Origin of the sequence: Streptomyces sp. NBC_00094, assembly GCF_026343125.1 — a bacterium.
GTDB lineage: Bacteria > Actinomycetota > Actinomycetes > Streptomycetales > Streptomycetaceae > Streptomyces.
The window spans coordinates 1,535,138-1,553,750 of record NZ_JAPEMB010000001.1 but is presented as its reverse complement, the minus strand read 5'-3'; the positions used below and the strand labels follow the sequence as shown (position 1 = coordinate 1,553,750).

Sequence of the window (18,613 nt, the reverse complement as noted above, 5' to 3'; positions counted from 1 at the left end):
CTGTGCGAATCACTCCCTGCAGGAGTTACTTCCGCAGCATGGACTCGACCCCCGCGCGGATCTCGTCCGTCGCCAGGCCTCGTATCGTCAGCGTCGTACGGCGGCGCAGCACGTCGTCCGCCGTCTCGGCCCACTCGTGGTCGCGGGCGTAGGCGACCTGCGCCCAGATCTCCGGGGCGTCCGGGTGGATCCGCCGCGCCAGGTCCGGGTTCTCGTTCGCCATGCGGGCGATGTCGAAGGCGAGCGAGCCGTAGTGCGTCGCCAGGTGCTTGGCGGTGTCGGCGGACATGCGCGGGCCGGGCGCCGGGCCGTCGACGAGGAGCCGGTGCGCGACCGCGTTCGGGTTGGCGATGCCGGGCAGCGGGAGCCGCTTCGGCAGCGTGGAGACCGACTCGTAGTCGTCGCCCAGCGGGTGGCCCGGCAGGGCCTCCAGCTTCTTCATCACCGTACGGCCGATGTGGCGGAAGGTCGTCCACTTGCCGCCGGCCACCGACAGCATCCCGCCGCGGCCCTCGGTGACGACCGTCTCGCGCTTGGCCTTGGAGGTGTCGCCGGGCCCGCCCGGAAGCACCCGCAGACCGGCGAAGGCGTACGTGATGAGATCGCGCGAGAGCTGCTGGTCGCGGATGGAGAAGGCGGCCTCGTCGAGGATCTGCGCGGTGTCCTTCTCGGTGACCTCGACCTGGCCGGGGTCACCCTCGTACTCCTCGTCGGTCGTGCCGAGCAGCAGCATGTCCTCCCAGGGGAGGGCGAAGGTGATGCGGTACTTGTCGATCGGCGTGGCCAGCGCGGCCTTCCACGGCGAGGTCCGCTTGAGGACCAGGTGCGCGCCCTTGGAGAGGCGGATGGAGGGGGCCGCGTTCGGGTCCTCCATCCTGCGCAGGTGGTCGACCCACGGGCCGGTCGCGTTGAGCACGAGGCGGGCGGTGACGCCGAACTCGTCGCCGCTGGTGCGGTCCTTGAGCTCCGCGCCCGTGACCCGGCCCCGGGTGAAGCGGAGGCCGGTGACCTCGGCGTGGTTGAGGACGGTCGCCCCGGCGTCGACGGCGGCGCGGACCGTCATCAGCGCCATGCGGGCGTCGTTCATCTGGTCGTCGCCGTAGACGGCCACGGCCTTCAGGTTGTCCGTCCGCAGCTCCGGTACGTCCTGCGCGGCCTTGGCGGGGGAGAGCAGGTGCCCGACACCGTCGCCGAAGGCGGAGAGCGCGGAGTACGCGAAGACACCGGCGCCCAGCTTGGCGGCGCCGTGCGGGCCGCCCTTGTAGACGGGCAGGTAGAACGTGAGCGGGTTGGCGAGGTGCGGTGCCACCTGACGCGACACCGCACGCCGCTCGAAGTGGTTCTCCGCCACCAGCTTCACCGCACCGGTCTGCAGGTAGCGCAGACCGCCGTGGAGGAGCTTGGAGGAGGCGGAGGAGGTGGCGCCGGCGAAGTCGCCGGCGTCCACCAGGGCCACCCGCAGACCGGACTGCGCGGCGTGCCAGGCGGTGGAGATGCCCAGGATGCCGCCGCCGATGACCAGGAGGTCGTACGTCGCCTTGGAGAGCTGTTCTCTGGTCTCGGCGCGGCTCGGGAGCGAACCGGCGGCCGGGTGCGTCCCGAGGGCAGGGACGCTCTGCAGGGTGGTCATCTCGTATTACTCCTCGGATGCGTCATCGAGCCAGCCCATGGAGCGTTCCACGGCCTTGAGCCAGCTCTTGTACTCGCTGTCACGCTTGTCGGCGTCCATGCGAGGGGTCCATTCCGCGGCGCGGCGCCAGTTGGCGCGCAGCGAGTCGGTGTCCGGCCAGAAGCCGACGGCCAGGCCGGCGGCGTAGGCGGCGCCGAGGCAGGTCGTCTCGGCGACCATCGGACGCACGACCGGCGCGTCCAGGAAGTCGGAGAGCGTCTGCATCAGCAGGTTGTTGGAGGTCATGCCGCCGTCGACCTTGAGCGCGGTCAGCTCGACGCCGGAGTCCTTCGTCATGGCGTCGGTGATCTCGCGGGTCTGCCAGGCGGTGGCCTCCAGGACGGCGCGGGCGATGTGCGCCTTGGTGACGTACCGGGTGAGGCCGGCGATCACTCCGCGGGCGTCGGAGCGCCAGTAGGGGGCGAACAGGCCGGAGAACGCCGGCACGAAGTAGGCGCCGCCGTTGTCCTCGACCGAGGACGCGAGGGTCTCGATCTCGGCGGCGGACTTGATCAGGCCCATCTGGTCGCGCATCCACTGCACCAGCGAACCGGTGACGGCGATCGAGCCCTCCAGGGCGTAGACCGGCTTCGCGTCGCCGATCTGGTAGCCGACGGTGGTCAGCAGGCCGCTGTAGGAGTTGATGATCTTGTCGCCGGTGTTCATCAGCATGAACGTGCCGGTGCCGTACGTGGACTTGGCCTCGCCCTCGGCGAAACAGGTCTGGCCGAAGAGGGCGGCCTGCTGGTCGCCGAGCGCGGAGGCGACCGGGACGCCGTCGAGGACGCCGCCCTTGACCGTGCCGTAGACCTCGGCGGAGGAGCGGATCTCCGGCAGCACCGCGGCCGGGATCTCCATGGACTGCAGGATCTTCTCGTCCCAGGCCATGGTGTGCAGGTTCATGAGCATGGTGCGCGAGGCGTTGGTGACGTCGGTGACGTGGTGACCGCCCTCGACGCCGCCGGTCAGGTTCCAGATGACCCAGGAGTCCATGGTGCCGAAGAGGATGTCGCCGCGCTCGGCGCGCTCGCGCAGGCCCTCGACGTTGTCGAGCAGCCAGCGGACCTTGGGGCCGGAGAAGTACGAGGCGAGCGGCAGGCCGGTCTCGCGGCGGAAGCGGTCCTGGCCGACGTTGCGGCCGAGCTCCTTGCAGAGGGCGTCGGTGCGGGTGTCCTGCCAGACGAGGGCGTTGTGGACGGGCTCACCGGTGTTCTTGTCCCACAGCAGCGTGGTCTCGCGCTGGTTGGTGATGCCGATGGCCTTGACGTCGGCGGAGGTGATGTCCGCCTTGGCGAGGGCGCCGGCGACGACCTCCTGGACGTTGGTCCAGATCTCGGCGGCGTCGTGCTCGACCCAGCCGGGCTTCGGGAAGATCTGCTCGTGCTCCTTCTGGTCGACCGAGACGATCCGGCCGTCCTTGTCGAAGACGATGCAGCGCGAGGAGGTGGTGCCCTGGTCGATGGCCGCGATGAAGGGGCCGGACGTGTGTGCGTCGGTCACGGTGTGCTCCAAGGGGGTCGGAAAGAAGGACGGCTCAGGCGAACGCGATGTTGTAGATACCCGCGGCGACGGCGCCACCGATCAGCGGACCGGCGACCGGGATCCAGGAGTAGCTCCAGTCGGAGCCGCCCTTGTTCGGCAGCGGGAGCAGGGCGTGCACGATGCGCGGACCGAGGTCGCGGGCCGGGTTGATGGCGTAGCCGGTCGGGCCGCCGAGCGAGAGGCCGATGGAGACCACGACGAGCGCGGTGATGAGGCCGCCTATGACGCCGAGGCCCTTGCCGCTGTCGTTGAGGCCCTGGGTGAGCACCGCCAGGACCAGCACGACCGTGCCGATGATCTCGGTGGCCAGGTTCTGCCAGACGTTCCGGATCTCGGGGCCGGTCGAGAAGATGCCGAGCACCGGGCCGGGGCCCTCGATCGGCTTCTCGCCGACGGTCTCCGGGTCCGTGAGGTGGGCCTGGAACTGGCCGTAGTAGGCCACCCAGACCAGCGCGGCGCCGATCATCGCGCCGAGCAGCTGGCCGGCGAGGTACACGGGGACGTTGCCCCACTCCCCGTCCTTGACCGCGATTCCGACCGTGACGGCGGGGTTCAGATGGGCGCCGGAGAGGGAAGCCGTCATGTAGACGGCCGTCAAGACGGCGAAGCCCCACCCGAAGGTGATCGCGAGCCAGCCCGCGTTACGGGCCTTCGAGCTCTTGAGCGTGACGGCGGCACAGACACCGCCGCCGAGCAGGATGAGTACGGCGGTACCGATGGTCTCGCCGAGGAAGATGTCGGAGCTGGACACCCGCGACTCCTTTGTCCTTCGTCCAGGGGAAGCCGAACCCCGGGTCCCTCCGGTGGTCCGCGCCCTCGTGTGAGGGCGTTGCCGGCCCTTGGCACTGCCACACTCTAGCGTGTATTGCCGTTAAGCGTTCGACAATGCCGACCGGTGAACGGAAGTTTTGCCCCAGGGTTAACAGCACGTCAAGGCCCCGGGATGCGAAAAACCCGCCGATAACGGGATCGTTACCGACGGGTTCGACCGTACGGGGGGCGGCTCGGAGGCGAGGGGCGCCCCGGCCGCGTCAGAAGCGGCCGGCCCCCAGGTCGCGCGAGACGGCGCGGGCGCAGTCCCGCACCGCCGCCACCAGTTCGGGGCGCAGTTCCCCGCCGGGGCAGAGCCGCTCCACCGCGCCCGTGACCGCCACGGCACCCACCGGCATCCGCCGCCGGTCGTGGATCGGCGCCGCCACCGAGGCCAGGCCCTCCCAGGTCTCCTCGACGTCCGCCGCCCAGCCCTTGGCCCGCGTCAGGTCGAGCAAGGACTCGAACGCGTCGAGCTCGGTCGTCGTACGGGGCGTGAACGCCTCGCGCTCGACCTCCAGCACCTCGCTGTGGGCCACCGGGTCGTACGCCGAGAGGACCTTGCCGAGGGCCGTGGAGTGCAGCGGCTGCATGGCCCCCACCTCCAGGACCTGGCGGCTGTCGTCGGGCCGGAAGACGTGGTGCACGATCAGGACGCCCCGCTGGTGCAGCACCCCCAGGTGCACGCTCTCGCCGCTCGACCGCGCGAGGTCGTCGGTCCAGACGAGGGCCCGGGCCCGCAGCTCGTGCACGTCCAGATAGCTGTTGCCGAGCCGCAGCAGCTCCGCCCCCAGCTGGTAGCGGCCCGAGGCCGCCTCCTGCTCCACGAAGCCCTCCGCCTGGAGGGTGCGCAGGATCCCGTGGGCCGTGCCCTTCGCGAGCCCCAGCGAGGACGCGATGTCGGACAGGCCGAGCCGGCGCTCGCCGCCGGCGAGCAGTCGCAGCATCGCGGCAGCCCGTTCAAGCGACTGGATGTTCTTCGCCATCGCCCGACCCTCTCCCTCTTACGTTGTTCGGCAATGCTGAACACTATCGGTCGATGTCGACCTTGGGTTACTGAGGACAGTGTCGGTCACGAACAGGCCGGACGGGGAGTCCCCGCACACAGGATGCCGTCCGCCCCGTGGGACGCCGTGTCCACCCCGGGCCGAGCGCGGTTACGCTGGCTCCGTGCACCCTCCACCGAGGGTGCAAAGCCGACAGCCGTCGCATCCCAGGGAGCTCATCCATGGCCTCGTTGCCGACCCCCTCCGCTGACAGCCGGAACCGCGCCGCAGCCCTCCGTGAGGCGCTTGCCACCCGAGTCGTCGTCGCCGACGGAGCCATGGGCACCATGCTCCAGGCTCAGGACCCCACCCTTGAGGACTTCCAGAACCTCGAAGGCTGCAACGAGATCCTGAACGTGACCAGGCCGGACATCGTCCGCTCGGTCCACGAGGCGTACTTCGAGGTCGGCGTCGACTGCGTGGAGACGAACACCTTCGGCTCCAACCACTCGGCAGCGGGCGAGTACGAGATCGCGGACCGGATCGTCGAGCTCTCCGAGGCGGGCGCCCGGATCGCCCGCGAGGTCGCCGACGAGTTCGGCGCCAAGGACGGCCGTCAGCGCTGGGTGCTCGGCTCGATCGGCCCCGGCACCAAGCTGCCGTCGCTCGGCCACATCGCGTACGACGTGCTGCGCGACGGCTACCAGAAGAACGCCGAGGGCCTGCTGGCCGGTGGCGCGGACGCCCTGATCGTCGAGACGACCCAGGACCTGCTGCAGACCAAGTCGAGCCTGATCGGCGCGCGCCGCGCGATGGACGCCCTGGGCCTCGACGTGCCGCTGATCTGTTCGCTCGCCTTCGAGACCACCGGCGTCATGCTGCTCGGCTCGGAGATCGGCGCGGCGCTCACCGCGCTGGAGCCGCTCGGCATCGACATGATCGGCCTGAACTGCTCGACGGGCCCGGCCGAGATGAGCGAGCACCTGCGCTACCTCGCCCGCCACTCGCGTACGCCGCTGATGTGCATGCCCAACGCCGGCCTGCCCGTGCTGACCAAGGACGGCGCGTACTTCCCGCTGACGCCGCCCGAGATGGCCGACGCGCAGGAGACCTTCGTCCGCGACTACGGCCTGTCGCTCGTCGGCGGCTGCTGCGGCTCCACCCCCGAGCACCTGCGCCAGGTCGTCGAGCGGGTGCAGGGCGTCACGCCGCCCGAGCGCTCCCCGCACCCCGAGCCCGGTGCCGCCTCGCTCTACCAGACCGTGCCGTTCCGCCAGGACACCGCGTACATGGCGATCGGCGAGCGCACCAACGCCAACGGCTCGAAGAAGTTCCGCGAGGCCATGCTCGAAGCCCGCTGGGACGACTGCGTCGAGATGGCCCGCGACCAGATCCGCGAGGGCGCGCACATGCTCGACCTCTGCGTGGACTACGTGGGCCGCGACGGCGTCGCCGACATGGAGGAGCTGGCCGGCCGCTTCGCCACCGCCTCCACCCTGCCGATCGTCCTCGACTCCACCGAGGTCGACGTCCTCCGCGCCGGCCTGGAGAAGCTCGGCGGCCGGGCCGTCATCAACTCCGTGAACTACGAGGACGGCGACGGCCCGGAGTCCCGCTTCGCCAAGGTCACCCGGCTGGCGCAGGAGCACGGTGCCGCGCTCATCGCCCTCACCATCGACGAGGAGGGCCAGGCCCGTACCGTCGAGCACAAGGTCGCCATCGCCGAGCGGCTCATCGAGGACCTCACCGGCAACTGGGGCATCCACGAGTCGGACATCCTCATCGACACCCTGACCTTCACCATCTGCACCGGTCAGGAGGAGTCCCGCAAGGACGGCATCGCCACGATCGAGGCGATCCGCGAGCTGAAGCGGCGCCGCCCCGACGTCCAGACGACGCTGGGCCTCTCCAACATCTCCTTCGGCCTCAACCCGGCCGCGCGCATCCTCCTCAACTCGGTCTTCCTCGACGAGTGCGTGAAGGCCGGCCTCGACTCGGCGATCGTGCACGCCTCGAAGATCCTGCCGATCGCCCGCTTCGACGACGAGCAGGTCACCACCGCCCTCGACCTGATCTACGACCGGCGCGCCGAGGGGTACGACCCGCTGCAGAAGCTGATGGCGCTCTTCGAGGGCGTCAACACCAAGTCGATGAAGGCGGGCAAGACCGAGGAGCTCCTCGCGCTGCCGCTCGACGAGCGGCTCAAGCGGCGGATCATCGACGGCGAGAAGAACGGCCTGGAGGCCGACCTCGACGAGGCCCTGACCTCGCGGCCCGCCCTCGACATCGTCAACGAGACCCTCCTCGACGGCATGAAGGTCGTCGGCGAGCTCTTCGGCTCGGGCCAGATGCAGCTGCCGTTCGTGCTCCAGTCCGCCGAGGTCATGAAGACCGCGGTCGCCCACCTCGAACCGCACATGGAGAAGTCCGACGCGGACGGCAAGGGCACGATCGTCCTCGCCACCGTCCGCGGGGACGTCCACGACATCGGCAAGAACCTCGTCGACATCATCCTCTCCAACAACGGCTACAACGTCGTCAACATCGGCATCAAGCAGCCCGTCTCCGCGATCCTGGAGGCCGCGGAGGAGCACCGGGCCGACGTCATCGGCATGTCCGGTCTCCTCGTGAAGTCCACCGTGATCATGAAGGAGAACCTGCAGGAGCTGAACCAGCGCGAGCTGGCCGCCAAGTACCCGGTGATCCTCGGCGGCGCCGCCCTCACGCGGGCGTACGTCGAGCAGGACCTGCACGAGATCTACCAGGGCGAGGTCCGCTACGCCCGCGACGCCTTCGAGGGCCTGCGCCTCATGGACGCCCTCATCTCCGTCAAGCGGGGCGTCCCCGGAGCCGCGCTGCCCGAGCTCAAGCAGCGCCGGGTCGTGAAGCGGGACGCCGCCGCCCTCCAGGTGGACGAGCCGGAGCCCGGCGGCCGCTCCGACGTGGCCACCGACAACCCGGTGCCGACCCCGCCCTTCTGGGGCACCCGTGTCGTCAAGGGCATCCCGCTGAAGGACTACGCGTCCTGGCTCGACGAGGGCGCCCTCTTCAAGGGCCAGTGGGGCCTCAAGCAGAACCGGGCCGGGGACGGCCCCTCGTACGAGGAGCTCGTCGAGACCGAGGGTCGGCCGCGGCTGCGCGGCTGGCTCGACAAGCTCCACACGGAGAACCTCCTGGAGGCGGCCGTCGTCCACGGTTACTTCCCCTGCGTCTCCAAGGGCGACGACCTGATCATCCTGGACGAGGCCGGCAACGAGCGGACCCGCTTCACCTTCCCGCGCCAGCGCCGGGGCCGCCGTCTCTGCCTCGCGGACTACTTCCGCCCGGAGGAGTCCGGCGAGACCGACGTCGTCGGCCTCCAGGTCGTCACCGTCGGTTCGAAGATCGGCGAGGCCACGGCCGAGCTGTTCGCGTCCGACTCCTACCGCGACTACCTGGAGCTGCACGGTCTCTCCGTCCAGCTCGCCGAGGCCCTCGCCGAGTACTGGCACGCCCGCGTCCGCGCCGAGCTGGGCTTCGCCGGCGAGGACCCGGCCGCCGTCGAGGACATGTTCGCGCTGAAGTACCGCGGCGCGCGCTTCTCCCTCGGCTACGGCGCCTGCCCCGACCTGGAGGACCGTGCGAAGATCGCGGACCTGCTGCGGCCGGAGCGGATCGGCGTGCACCTGTCGGAGGAGTTCCAGCTCCACCCCGAGCAGTCCACCGACGCCATCGTGATCCACCACCCGGAGGCGACGTACTTCAACGCACGGTGACCCCCACGGTGTAAATCCAGGCGCCCCTGCCAGGGGCGACGTACACTTGTCGGTCCAGTGCAGGCCGGTCCTCCTCCCCGTACCGGGGAGGGAGACCGGCCTTCTCGTCCCTCCATGGAAGGTGTGCCGGATGACCAGTACGGTCCCCGCGTCCCTGTTCCGTACGAACGGAAGCTCCGCGCTGCAGGCGGTCTTCCTCGACATGGACGGGACCCTCGTCGACACGGAGGGGTTCTGGTGGGACGCCGAGGTCGAGGTCTTCGCCGACCTCGGGCACCGGCTGGACGAGGCCTGGCGGGACATCGTGGTCGGCGGTCCGATGACCCGTAGCGCCGGCTACCTCATCGAGTCCACCGGCGCCGACATCACCCTCGCCGAGCTGACCGTCCTGCTCAACGAGAAGTTCGAGCAGCGCATCACCCGGGGCGTCCCGCTCATGCCGGGCGCCGAGCGCCTCCTCGCCGAACTGGCCCGGCACTCCATCCCCACCGCCCTGGTCTCCGCCTCGCACCGGCGGATCATCGACCGGATCCTGGCCTCGCTCGGTCGCGACCGGTTCGCCCTCACCGTCGCCGGGGACGAGGTCGTCCGCACCAAGCCGCACCCCGAGCCGTATCTGACGGCCGCGCGCGGTGTGGGCGCCGACCCCGCGCTGTGCGCCGTCATCGAGGACACGGCGACCGGTGTGGCGGCCGCGGAGGCGGCGGGCTGCCGGGTCGTCGCGGTGCCCTCCGTCGCCCCGATCGCGCCTTCCCCCGGCCGGGTCGTCGTGCGCTCCCTGGAAGAAGTCGACGTCCCCTTCCTGCGTACCTTGATCACCGGAATCTGAGCTTTATCTGAGCTTTCCCAACTGAATGCGCTTTCGCGCGCGGATATCCCGCAGGCCATTCACCGAGACGGCCTCCGCGTGACCTTCGTCACGCAGAGTACCCGCCGGTGAGTGGCCTGCGGGCGTTCGGCGCCCGAAATCGGCCGGTTTCATCGATCCCATGTGTCCCGATTCGGTGGCCCGCGTCCGCATCGTGGCGACGCATGACTATCGAGCCGACCGCATTCATGCTCACCGTGCGATTACTCCCGTACCCGGTCCCGGTCCGGCAATAGCGGCGCCGACGACTAATCTTTCGCGAGTACTTCGCCGTATAACCGCGTGCACCGGCGCACACCCAAGTCGCCGTGAACACAGGACCGATCGCAACACCCGGCCCGATCGCTCCCGCCCCGACCGGGCGGCCGGCGGCGGAGTGTCCCAGACCTCTGTATCCCCGTGCCGGATGAGGAGAACGTCCCTGATGAACCGCAAGACCCTGGTGCTGCCCGCCGCGGCCGTACTGCTGGCCCCCCTGCTCGCCGCCTGTGGCGGAGCCGAGGACGGCAGAGCCATCGTCGTCGGCACCACGGACCAGTTCATCGCGACCGAGGACGCCCCCGCGCCCCTCGACCCGGCCTTCGCCTACGACACCGGCACCTGGAACATCCTGCGGCAGACCGTCCAGACCCTGCTGCACGTGCCCCGCGGCGGCGGCGAGCCCGTCCCCGAGGCCGCCCAGAGCTGCGGATTCTCCGACAAGGCCAGCGAGAGCTACCGCTGCAAGCTCCGCTCGGGCCTCAGCTTCGCCGACGGCACGCCGGTCACCGCCGAGGACGTCAAGTACTCCATCGAGCGCGTCCTGAAGATCAAGTCGGACAACGGGACGGCAGCGCTCCTCGCCAACGTCGACACGGTCGAGACCAAGGGCGCGGACGAGGTCGTCTTCCACCTCAAGTCCCCCGACGCCACCTTCCCGTACAAGCTCTCCACCCCGGTCGCCGGCATCCTCAGCAAGGACAAGTACGCCGCGGGGGAGCTCCGTGACGGCTTCGAGGTCGACGGCTCGGGCCCGTACACCATGTCGGTCGAGCGCGAGGGCGACAAGGCCTCCCGCTTCGTCTTCACCCGGAACCCGAAGTACAAGGGCGACATCGAACCGCGCAACGACAAGGTCGAACTCCGCGCCTTCGCCGACGCGGGCGCCATGGGCAAGGCCCTGGAGAGCGACGACATCGACATGATGGCCCGCTCCCTGTCGCAGAAGCAGATCAAGGACCTCACCGAGACCCCCAAGGACGGCATCACCGTCACCGAGGTCCCCGGCCTGGAGATCCGCTACCTCGGCTTCAACACCAAGGACCCCTCCGTCCAGGAGAAGGCCGTACGCCAGGCCATGGCCGCCGTCATCGACCGCGGCGCCCTCGTCAACCTCGTCTACGGCCCCACCGCCGAGCCGCTCTACTCGCTGATCCCCTCCAGCATCACCGGCCACGCGACCCCCTTCTTCGACGAGTACGGCGAGCCGGACACCGGCCGCGCCGCCCGGATCCTCAAGGACGCCGGCGTCAAGACCCCGGTCAAGATCACGCTGAACTACACCACCGACCACTACGGCGCCGAGACCGCCCTGGAGTTCGAGGCGATCAAGAAGCAGCTCATCGCCAGCGAACTCTTCGACGCCACCGTCCGCGGCGCCGAGTGGTCCACCTTCCGCCCCGCCCAGAAGCGCGGCGACTACGCCGTCTACGGCCTCGGCTGGTTCCCGGACTACCCGGACCCCGACAACTACATCGCTCCGTTCCTCGACAGCGACAACTTCCTCAACACCCCGTACGTCAACAAGGTCGTCCGCGACCAGCTCATCCCGCGCTCCCGCCGCCAGGCGGACCGCACCGCCGCGAGCCCCGTCTTCGCGCAGATCCAGAAGATCGTCGCCCGCGACGTACCCGTCCTGCCCCTGTGGCAGGGCAAGCAGTACGTCGCCGCGCGCAACGACCTGACCGGCGTCGAGTACGCGCTCAACACGTCCTCCGACCTGCTGCTCTGGGAACTGGGCCGCGGCACCGCATAACCCCCTCGACTGGATCGGTTACACCGGCCGCGCACCAGCGCGCGGCCGGCCTGGCAAGAGATCAAGAGGCAAGTTCTGTGAAGGCACACACCAAGTGGCTGACGGCCCCGCTCGCCGCGGGGCTGTCCGCCGCCCTCCTCAGCGGTTGCGGCACCGAGCAGGGCGGAGGCTCCGCCTCCGGCGACGGCGTCCGCGTCGGCATGTCGGACGAGATCCTCGCCACCGACCCGGCGGCCGGCTACGACCCCGGCTCCTGGCTGCTGTTCAACAACGTCTTCCAGTCCCTGCTGGCCTTCCCCAAGGGCGGCTCCGCGCCCGAGCCCGAGGCCGCCGACCAGTGCGCCTTCGCCGCGGGCAGCAAGGTCTACACCTGCACCCTCCGGGAAGGCCTCACCTTCTCCAACGGCAACAAGCTCACCTCGGAGGACGTCAAGTTCTCCTTCGAGCGGGCCCTCAAGATCGCCGACCCCTCCGGTCCGGCGCCGCTGCTCGCCACCATCGACTCCATCGAGACCCCCGACGAGCGGACCGTCGTCTTCCGGCTCAAGGTCCCGGACGCCACCTTCCCCAGCAAGATCGCGTCGGGCGCCGGCTCCATCGTCGACCACCGCGAGTACCCCGCCGACGCCCTGCGCACCGACGGCAAGGCCACCGGCTCCGGCCCGTACAAGCTGGACTCCTTCAGCGAGACCGAGGCCACCTTCTCCGCCAACTCCGGCTACCGGGGCACCGCCAAGCCCAAGAACGGCGGAGTCACCCTCAAGCTCTACCGCGGCGACCGCGCGGCCCTCTCGAAGGCCCTCGCCGACGGAGACATCGACGTCGCCTACCGAGGCCTCTCGGCCGGCGACGTCGCCGCCCTCGAAGCCTCCGACACCACCGACGACCGGGGCATCGAGGTCGTCCAGGGCAGCAGCGCCGAGGTCCAGCACCTCGTCTTCAACATGAAGGACCCCGTCGTCGGCAAGCTCGGCGTCCGCCGGGCCATCGCCCACCTCGTCAACCGCGAGGCCCTCGTCGAGGACGTCTACAAGTCGACGGCAACGCCGCTCTACTCGATCGTCCCGGCGGGCATCGCCGGCCACAACACCGCCTTCTTCGACACCTACGGCGCCCCCGACAAGGCGAAGGCGAAGAAGGCGCTGCGCGAGGCCGACATCACCGGCAAGGTGAAGCTCACCCTCTGGTCCACGCCCAGCCGCTACGGCCCTGCCACCGACCAGGAGCTCAAGGCCATCGCCGGCCAGCTCAACGACAGCGGCCTGTTCGACGCCGACGTGAAGTCCGTCGCCTACGACCAGTACGAGAAGGACATCGCCGCCGGCACGTACGGCGTCTACGTCAAGGGCTGGGTCCCCGACTACCCCGACGCCGACAACTTCACCGCACCCTTCTTCGGCGAGGGCAACGTCCTCGGCAACCACTACGAGAACGCCACCATCACCGGCAGCGTCCTCCCGAAGACCGCCGCCACCGCCGACCGCGCCGCCACCGCCGACGAGTACGGGAAGCTCCAGGACATCGTCGCCGACGAACTCCCGGTCCTCCCGCTCTGGCAGGGCAAGCAGTACGCCGTCGCCCGCGACGACGTCACCGGCCTCGAATGGACCCTCGACGCCTCCACCGTCTTCCGCTTCTGGGAGCTGAAGAAGGGCTGACACAGCCCTGGGACGACGAGTACGGAAGAGGGCCCGGCGCGCGACACGCGCACCGGGCCCTCCGCCGTACTCCCGCTCCGGGACGGCGCTACTGCTGACCGCCGGGCCGGACCAGACCGCTCTCGTACGCGTACACCGCGGCCTGCACCCGGTCCCGCAGCCCCAGCTTCGTCAGCACATGGCCCACGTGCGTCTTCACCGTCGTCTCGCTGACGAACAGGTCCGCCGCGATCTCCGCGTTCGACAGGCCCCGCGCCACCAGCTTCAGCACCTCGACCTCGCGGTCGGTCAGGGTGGCGAGCGCGCCCGGCACCTGCTCCTCGCCCGTCGGCAGATGCGCCGAGTACTTGTCGAGCAGCCGGCGCGTGATCGACGGCGCCAGCATCGCCTCGCCCGCCGCCACCACACGGATCGCCTGCACCAGTTCGTTGGCCGGGGCGTCCTTCAGCAGGAAGCCGCTCGCCCCCGCCCGCAGCGCCTCCACCACGTACTCGTCCAGATCGAACGTGGTCAGCACCAGTACCTTCGCCGGGCCGTCCCGGCCAGGACCGGTGATCTGCCGCGTCGCCTCCACGCCGTCCATCCGCGGCATACGGATGTCCATCAGCACCACGTCGGGCTGGAGCGCGCGCACCTGCTCCTGAGCCTGGAGACCGTCACCGGCCTCGCCCACCACCGCGATGTCCTGCTCGGCCTCCAGAATCATCCGGAAGCCGGTGCGCAGCAGCGGCTGATCGTCGACCAGGAGGACGCGGATCGTCACAAGGGCTCCTTCACGGGGCGGGCTGAGCTCAAGGGATGAGCTGAGGTCGAGTGACGGACGAACCCGGGAGACGGGCCGAGGTCACGGGGCGGGCGGCGCCGGGTCCATTCTGCCCTGCCCGGATTCGCCCGACTCCGGCGGGCGCGCGGAGACGATCTTCAGCGGATACACCGGGGGAGTCCCACCGAACTCCGGACAGACCGCCTGGTGGTCGCACCAGCCGCAGAGCTTCGTCGGCCGCGGCCGCCAGTCGCCCGTCTCCGTCGCCAGCCGGATCGCGTCCCACAGCGCCAGCAGCTTCCGCTCCACCCGCAGCAGGTCCGCCTCCACCGGGTCGTACGTCAACACGTCCCCACTGCCCAGATAGACCAGCTGCAACCGCCGCGGCAGCACCCGCTTCAGCCGCCAGACGACCAGCGCGTAGAACGTCATCTGGAACAGCGCGCCCTCGCGGTACTCGGGCCGGGGCGCCTTGCCCGTCTTGTAGTCGACGATCCGCACGTCACCCGACGGCGTCACGTCGACCCGGTCGATCACCCCGCGCAGCCGCAGCCCCGAATCCAGCTCCGTCTCCACGAACAGCTCACGCTCGGCCGGCTCCAGACGCGTCGGATCCTCCAGCGTGAACCACCGCTCGACCAGCCGCTCCGCCTCACCCAGCCAGCCCGCGAGGCGCTCCCCCTCCGGATCCTCCGCGAACAGCTCGCCCAGCTCCGGCTTCGACTCGAGCAGCCGCTCCCACTGCCCCGGGACCATCGCCTTGGCCCGCGGAACCGTCCGCTCCGCCGCCGCGTCGTCGAAGAGCCGCTCCAGCACCGCGTGCACCAGCGTGCCCCGCGTCGCCGCCGCGCTCGGCTTCTCCGGCAGCCGGTCGATCACCCGGAACCGGTACAGCAGCGGACACTGCATGAAATCGTTCGCCCGCGACGGCGACAACGACATGGGCGCCCGGGGCTCCGCCGGCACCTGCTCGCTCGTACTCATGACAGAGACCCTACGACCCGCCACCGACAGCGAGCGGAATACCATCGACCTGAGACCCCGTCGCACTGCATGATCGAACCGTGACGCACCGGCGTGGGTCACGCCTCGCGACGAAAGGAACCCGTGAACCAGGACGAGCCCAAGCCGCAGCGGACCGAGGAGCCCGGCGGCGGGATCCTGATGGGCCGCCCCTTCGGCGTGCCCGTCTACGTCGCGCCCAGCTGGTTCCTGGTCGCCGCCCTCATCACCTGGGTCTTCGGCGACCAGATCGAACGGGTCCTGCCCGAGCTCGGCGCCGCCCGGTACCTCGTCTCCCTCTTCTTCGCCGTCGCCTTCTACGCCTCCGTGCTCGTCCACGAACTGGCCCACACGATCGCCGCGCTCCGCTTCAAGCTCCCCGTGCGCCGCATCCAGCTCCAGTTCTTCGGCGGCGTCTCCGAGATCGAGAAGGAGACCGAGACCCCCGGCCGCGAATTCGTCCTCGCCTTCGTCGGCCCGCTCCTCTCCCTCGTCCTCGCCGGTGTGTTCTACCTCTCCCTGTACGCCGTCGAGCCCGGCACCGTCCCCGGCGTCCTCCTCGCCGGCCTGATGATCTCCAACCTGATCGTCGCCGCCTTCAACCTGCTCCCGGGCCTTCCCCTCGACGGCGGCCGGATGCTCCGCGCCGTCATCTGGAAGATCACCGGCAAGCCCATGAGCGGCACCGTCGCCGCCGCCTGGGTCGGCCGCGCCCTCGCCGTCCTCGTGCTCGTCGGGCTGCCCCTGCTCACCCGCACCGGCCTCCTCGGCAACGCCACCGACGAGATCAGCGGCCTCGACACCGTCACCGACGCACTCCTCGCCGCCATCCTGGCCGCGATCATCTGGACCGGCGCCGGCAACAGCCTCCGCATGGCCCGCCTCCGCGAGCACCTCCCCGAGCTCCGCGCCCGCGCCCTCACCCGGCGCGCCATCCCCGTCGAACCCGCCACCCCGCTCTCCGAGGCCCTCCGCCGCGCCAACGAGGCCGGCGCCCGCGCGCTCGTCGTCGTCGACCCCGGCGGCGACCCCACCGGCATCGTCCGCGAGACCGCCATCGCCGCCGTCCCCCAGCACCGCCGCCCCTGGGTCGCCGTCAGCGCCCTCACCCAGGACCTCGCCGACGGGATGCGCGTCCCCGCCGAACTCGCGGGACAGCCCCTCCTCGACCACCTCCGCGCCAGCCCCGCCACGGAGTACCTGGTCGTCGAGGAGACCGGCGAGATCTACGGTGTCCTCGCGACGACCGACGTCGAGCGCGCCTTCGTCAAGGCCATGGCACGACCGTCCTCGTAACCCCGGTACTCTGTTCACATGTCCGAACCGACCGGTGCCGCCCGCCGACGCGGGCCCTTCAAGGTCGGGGACCAGGTTCAGCTGACCGACCCCAAGGGCCGTCACTACACGTTCACGCTCGAAGAGGGAAAGAACTTCCACACCCACAAGGGTTCTTTCCCGCACGACGAACTGATCGGCGCCCCCGAGGGCAGCGTTGTCCGCACCACCGGAAACGTCGCCTACCTCGCGCTGCGCCCCCTGCTCCCCGACTACGTCCTGTCCATGCCCCGCGGCGCAGCCGTGGTCTACCCGAAGGACGCGGGACAGATCCTCGCCTTCGCCGACATCTTCCCCGGCGCGCGCGTCGTCGAGGCGGGTGTGGGTTCCGGCTCGCTCAGCAGCTTCCTGCTCCGCGCCATCGGCGACAGCGGAATGCTGCACTCCTACGAGCGCCGCGAGGACTTCGCCGAGATCGCGAAGGGCAACGTCGAGCGTTACTTCGGCGGCCCCCACCCGGCCTGGCAGCTGACCGTGGGCGACCTCCAGGACAACCTGTCCGACACCGACGTCGACCGCGTCATCCTGGACATGCTCGCTCCCTGGGAGTGCCTGGAGGCCGTCTCCAAGGCCCTCGTCCCCGGCGGCATCCTCTGCTGCTACGTGGCGACCACCACCCAGCTCGCGCGCACCGTGGAGTCCATCCGCGAGTTCGGCTGCTACGCCGAGCCGCAGCCGTGGGAGTCCATGATCCGCAACTGGCACGTCGAGGGTCTCGCCGTCCGGCCCGATCACCGCATGATCGGCCACACCGGCTTCCTCGTCACCGCCCGCCGCCTCGCGGACGGCGTGGAGCCCCCGATGCGCCGTCGCCGCCCCGCGAAGGGCGCGTACGGCGAGGACTACGAAGGCCCCAACAAGGGCTGACGTCCCGACATCCACAGCGCGCCGCCGCCGAGTTCCCGCCCACGGGAGGGAACTCGGCGGCGGCGTCCTCATGTTCGGGGCACGCCGGAGGCGCGGTGAGCGGGCGACGGGCGAGGCGCGTGGCGGAGTGCCGAGACACGGTGGGCGTGCGACGGACGGGGCGTGTGGCGGAGCGCCGAGGCGCGCGGTCGGGCGGGGAGCGATTCCCTCGGGGTGCGCGGCGAGGACTCGCCGCGCACAGCCGGGCCCCGGCTGTTCCGTCGCCCTGTGACGTATGGCACGATGCCCAGAACCCATCGCGCCACCCCCACAGGAGACGTCTCGCGTGCAGCCCTCCGCTCCCCAGGACCCCGCGGACCTGCCCGACCTCGCGCACACGCACGCCCGGCCGACCCACTGGCTGGCCACCGCCACGGCGATCGCCGCCGTCGTCGCCCTCGCCGGACTGCTCCAGCCCGGCCCCGCCGGCGCCACCGCGACCCCTGTCGCCCCGCGCCCGGCGCCCGCTCCCGAGGCCGCCACGGCCGACTTCCCCCTGGAGTGCGGGGGAGGCCCCCACAAGATCGCGAAGCGCGCCTCCGGGGACCTCGACGGCGACGGGAACCCGGAGACCGTTGCGGTCGTGCACTGCGAAGCCGGCTCCGGCACGCCGCCGAGCGGCGTCTACGTCCTCACCCGGGGCAAGGGCGCGGACGCCCCCGCGCGCGTCGTCGCCACGCTCGTCGCGCCCGACCAGCACAAGAACGTCGCCGAGCTCGCCGTACGCGACGGAGCGGTGCACGCCACGCTGCTCGGTTACTCGTCCCTCGACGTACCCCGCTGCTGCCCCGACCAGAAGGAGCAGGTCAGCTGGGCCTGGGAGGGTGGCGCCTTCGTCCGCGCCACCCGTGACGAGGCGCGGAGCGCCTGACCCGTCACTCCGCGTCGGGGCCGTAGACCTCGACCTTGTCCGCGACCCGGCGCACGTGGATGCAGTCGCCCGGGCACTCCTTCGCGGAGTCCACCACGTCCTGAAGCAGCGGCAGGGGCACAGGGGTCGTCGCCCCGTTGTCCTGGAGCAGCTCGTCGTCGGCGCTCTTCACATACGCGAGCCCGTCGATGTCCAGCTCGAAGACCTCGGGAGCGTACTGCGCGCAGATCCCGTCCCCGGTGCACAGGTCCTGATCGATCCAGACCTCCAGCGCCTCTCCGGCGCCCTTGGCCGGGGCCTCGTTCTGCACGGTCATTTCTCCTGCCGTTTCTGCTTCTCGCGGGTAAGTCGGGCCACCTCTGACGGGTGTTGACCAATGACGACGATACAACCGCCCGCTTTCAGACGGTGAAGGGTGGGTATTCAGCTGGCGA

Annotated in this window: 14 protein-coding genes; 7 read left to right on the top strand and 7 right to left on the bottom strand. The window is 70.4% G+C overall.

The window, feature by feature from the left end; all coding sequences use genetic code 11:
- Nucleotides 1–25: 25 nt before the first annotated feature.
- The 4 genes from OG580_RS06620 to OG580_RS06605 all read right to left on the bottom strand — a co-directional run bounded on the left by OG580_RS06620 (nt 26) and on the right by OG580_RS06605 (nt 5,007).
- On the bottom strand, nt 26–1,630 hold the full coding sequence (locus OG580_RS06620) for a glycerol-3-phosphate dehydrogenase/oxidase (protein WP_267042694.1): 1,605 nt from the start codon (nt 1,628–1,630) through the stop codon (nt 26–28).
- A 6-nt stretch (nt 1,631–1,636) separates the two neighbouring features.
- Nucleotides 1,637–3,169 carry a glycerol kinase GlpK gene (gene glpK, locus OG580_RS06615; RefSeq protein WP_267042693.1) on the bottom strand — a complete coding sequence of 511 codons (1,533 nt, stop codon included), beginning with the start codon at nt 3,167–3,169 and terminating at the stop codon, nt 1,637–1,639.
- Nucleotides 3,170–3,203: 34 nt separating this feature from the next.
- Complete coding sequence (locus OG580_RS06610; protein WP_267042692.1) at nt 3,204–3,962, bottom strand: MIP/aquaporin family protein; 759 nt, start codon at nt 3,960–3,962, stop codon at nt 3,204–3,206.
- A 280-nt stretch (nt 3,963–4,242) separates the two neighbouring features.
- A complete protein-coding gene (locus tag OG580_RS06605) occupies nt 4,243–5,007 on the bottom strand; it encodes an IclR family transcriptional regulator (RefSeq protein ID WP_267042691.1) in 765 nt (254 codons plus the stop codon).
- Between the two features lie 242 nt (nt 5,008–5,249).
- On the opposite strand from OG580_RS06605, the gene metH reads away from it, so the two are divergent.
- The 4 genes from metH (at nt 5,250) to OG580_RS06585 (ending at nt 13,302) form a co-directional block, all read left to right on the top strand.
- Nucleotides 5,250–8,762, top strand: coding sequence for a methionine synthase (gene metH / locus OG580_RS06600; protein WP_267042690.1), 3,513 nt, complete (start codon nt 5,250–5,252; stop codon nt 8,760–8,762).
- A 130-nt stretch (nt 8,763–8,892) separates the two neighbouring features.
- Nucleotides 8,893–9,591 carry an HAD family phosphatase gene (locus OG580_RS06595; protein WP_267042689.1) on the top strand — a complete coding sequence of 233 codons (699 nt, stop codon included), beginning with the start codon at nt 8,893–8,895 and terminating at the stop codon, nt 9,589–9,591.
- A gap of 463 nt (nt 9,592–10,054) precedes the next feature.
- Nucleotides 10,055–11,644: an ABC transporter substrate-binding protein gene (locus OG580_RS06590; protein WP_267042688.1), complete on the top strand. Its 1,590-nt coding sequence runs from the start codon at nt 10,055–10,057 to the stop codon at nt 11,642–11,644.
- A gap of 77 nt (nt 11,645–11,721) precedes the next feature.
- Nucleotides 11,722–13,302, top strand: a complete 1,581-nt coding sequence (locus OG580_RS06585) for an ABC transporter substrate-binding protein (protein ID WP_267042687.1) — start codon at nt 11,722–11,724, stop codon at nt 13,300–13,302.
- 88 nt (nt 13,303–13,390) lie between these two features.
- Here OG580_RS06585 and OG580_RS06580 read toward each other — a convergent pair whose 3' ends face one another.
- Nucleotides 13,391–14,065, bottom strand: a complete 675-nt coding sequence (locus OG580_RS06580; protein WP_267042686.1) for a response regulator transcription factor — start codon at nt 14,063–14,065, stop codon at nt 13,391–13,393.
- Nucleotides 14,066–14,146: 81 nt separating this feature from the next.
- Nucleotides 14,147–15,049, bottom strand: a complete 903-nt coding sequence (locus OG580_RS06575) for a PD-(D/E)XK nuclease family protein (protein WP_267042685.1) — start codon at nt 15,047–15,049, stop codon at nt 14,147–14,149.
- Between the two features lie 180 nt (nt 15,050–15,229).
- Here OG580_RS06575 and OG580_RS06570 point away from each other — a divergent pair, with 180 nt between their 5' ends.
- The 3 genes from OG580_RS06570 (at nt 15,230) to OG580_RS06560 (ending at nt 18,179) form a co-directional block, all read left to right on the top strand.
- Nucleotides 15,230–16,363: a site-2 protease family protein gene (locus OG580_RS06570; protein WP_267047921.1), complete on the top strand. Its 1,134-nt coding sequence runs from the start codon at nt 15,230–15,232 to the stop codon at nt 16,361–16,363.
- An 18-nt stretch (nt 16,364–16,381) separates the two neighbouring features.
- Nucleotides 16,382–17,269 (top strand): tRNA (adenine-N1)-methyltransferase, encoded by an 888-nt coding sequence (locus tag OG580_RS06565; RefSeq protein ID WP_015032448.1) that lies wholly within the window; start codon nt 16,382–16,384, stop codon nt 17,267–17,269.
- A gap of 325 nt (nt 17,270–17,594) precedes the next feature.
- Nucleotides 17,595–18,179: a hypothetical protein gene (locus tag OG580_RS06560; RefSeq protein ID WP_267042684.1), complete on the top strand. Its 585-nt coding sequence runs from the start codon at nt 17,595–17,597 to the stop codon at nt 18,177–18,179.
- A 4-nt stretch (nt 18,180–18,183) separates the two neighbouring features.
- On the opposite strand, the gene OG580_RS06555 is transcribed toward OG580_RS06560, so the two are convergent.
- A complete protein-coding gene (locus tag OG580_RS06555) occupies nt 18,184–18,495 on the bottom strand; it encodes a ferredoxin (protein WP_267042683.1) in 312 nt (103 codons plus the stop codon).
- Nucleotides 18,496–18,613 lie beyond the last annotated feature (118 nt).

Bases quoted from the DNA above. Each gene is read 5' to 3' on its own strand.
- OG580_RS06620 (WP_267042694.1), bottom strand. From the start codon at position 1,630: ATGACCACCCTGCAGAGCGTCCCTGCCCTCGGGACGCACCCGGCCGCC.
- OG580_RS06605 (WP_267042691.1), bottom strand. From the start codon at position 5,007: ATGGCGAAGAACATCCAGTCGCTTGAACGGGCTGCCGCGATGCTGCGA.
- metH (WP_267042690.1), top strand. From the start codon at position 5,250: ATGGCCTCGTTGCCGACCCCCTCCGCTGACAGCCGGAACCGCGCCGCA.
- OG580_RS06595 (WP_267042689.1), top strand. From the start codon at position 8,893: ATGACCAGTACGGTCCCCGCGTCCCTGTTCCGTACGAACGGAAGCTCC.
- OG580_RS06590 (WP_267042688.1), top strand. From the start codon at position 10,055: ATGAACCGCAAGACCCTGGTGCTGCCCGCCGCGGCCGTACTGCTGGCC.
- OG580_RS06575 (WP_267042685.1), bottom strand. From the start codon at position 15,049: ATGAGTACGAGCGAGCAGGTGCCGGCGGAGCCCCGGGCGCCCATGTCG.
- OG580_RS06570 (WP_267047921.1), top strand. From the start codon at position 15,230: ATGGGCCGCCCCTTCGGCGTGCCCGTCTACGTCGCGCCCAGCTGGTTC.
- OG580_RS06565 (WP_015032448.1), top strand. From the start codon at position 16,382: ATGTCCGAACCGACCGGTGCCGCCCGCCGACGCGGGCCCTTCAAGGTC.
- OG580_RS06555 (WP_267042683.1), bottom strand. From the start codon at position 18,495: ATGACCGTGCAGAACGAGGCCCCGGCCAAGGGCGCCGGAGAGGCGCTG.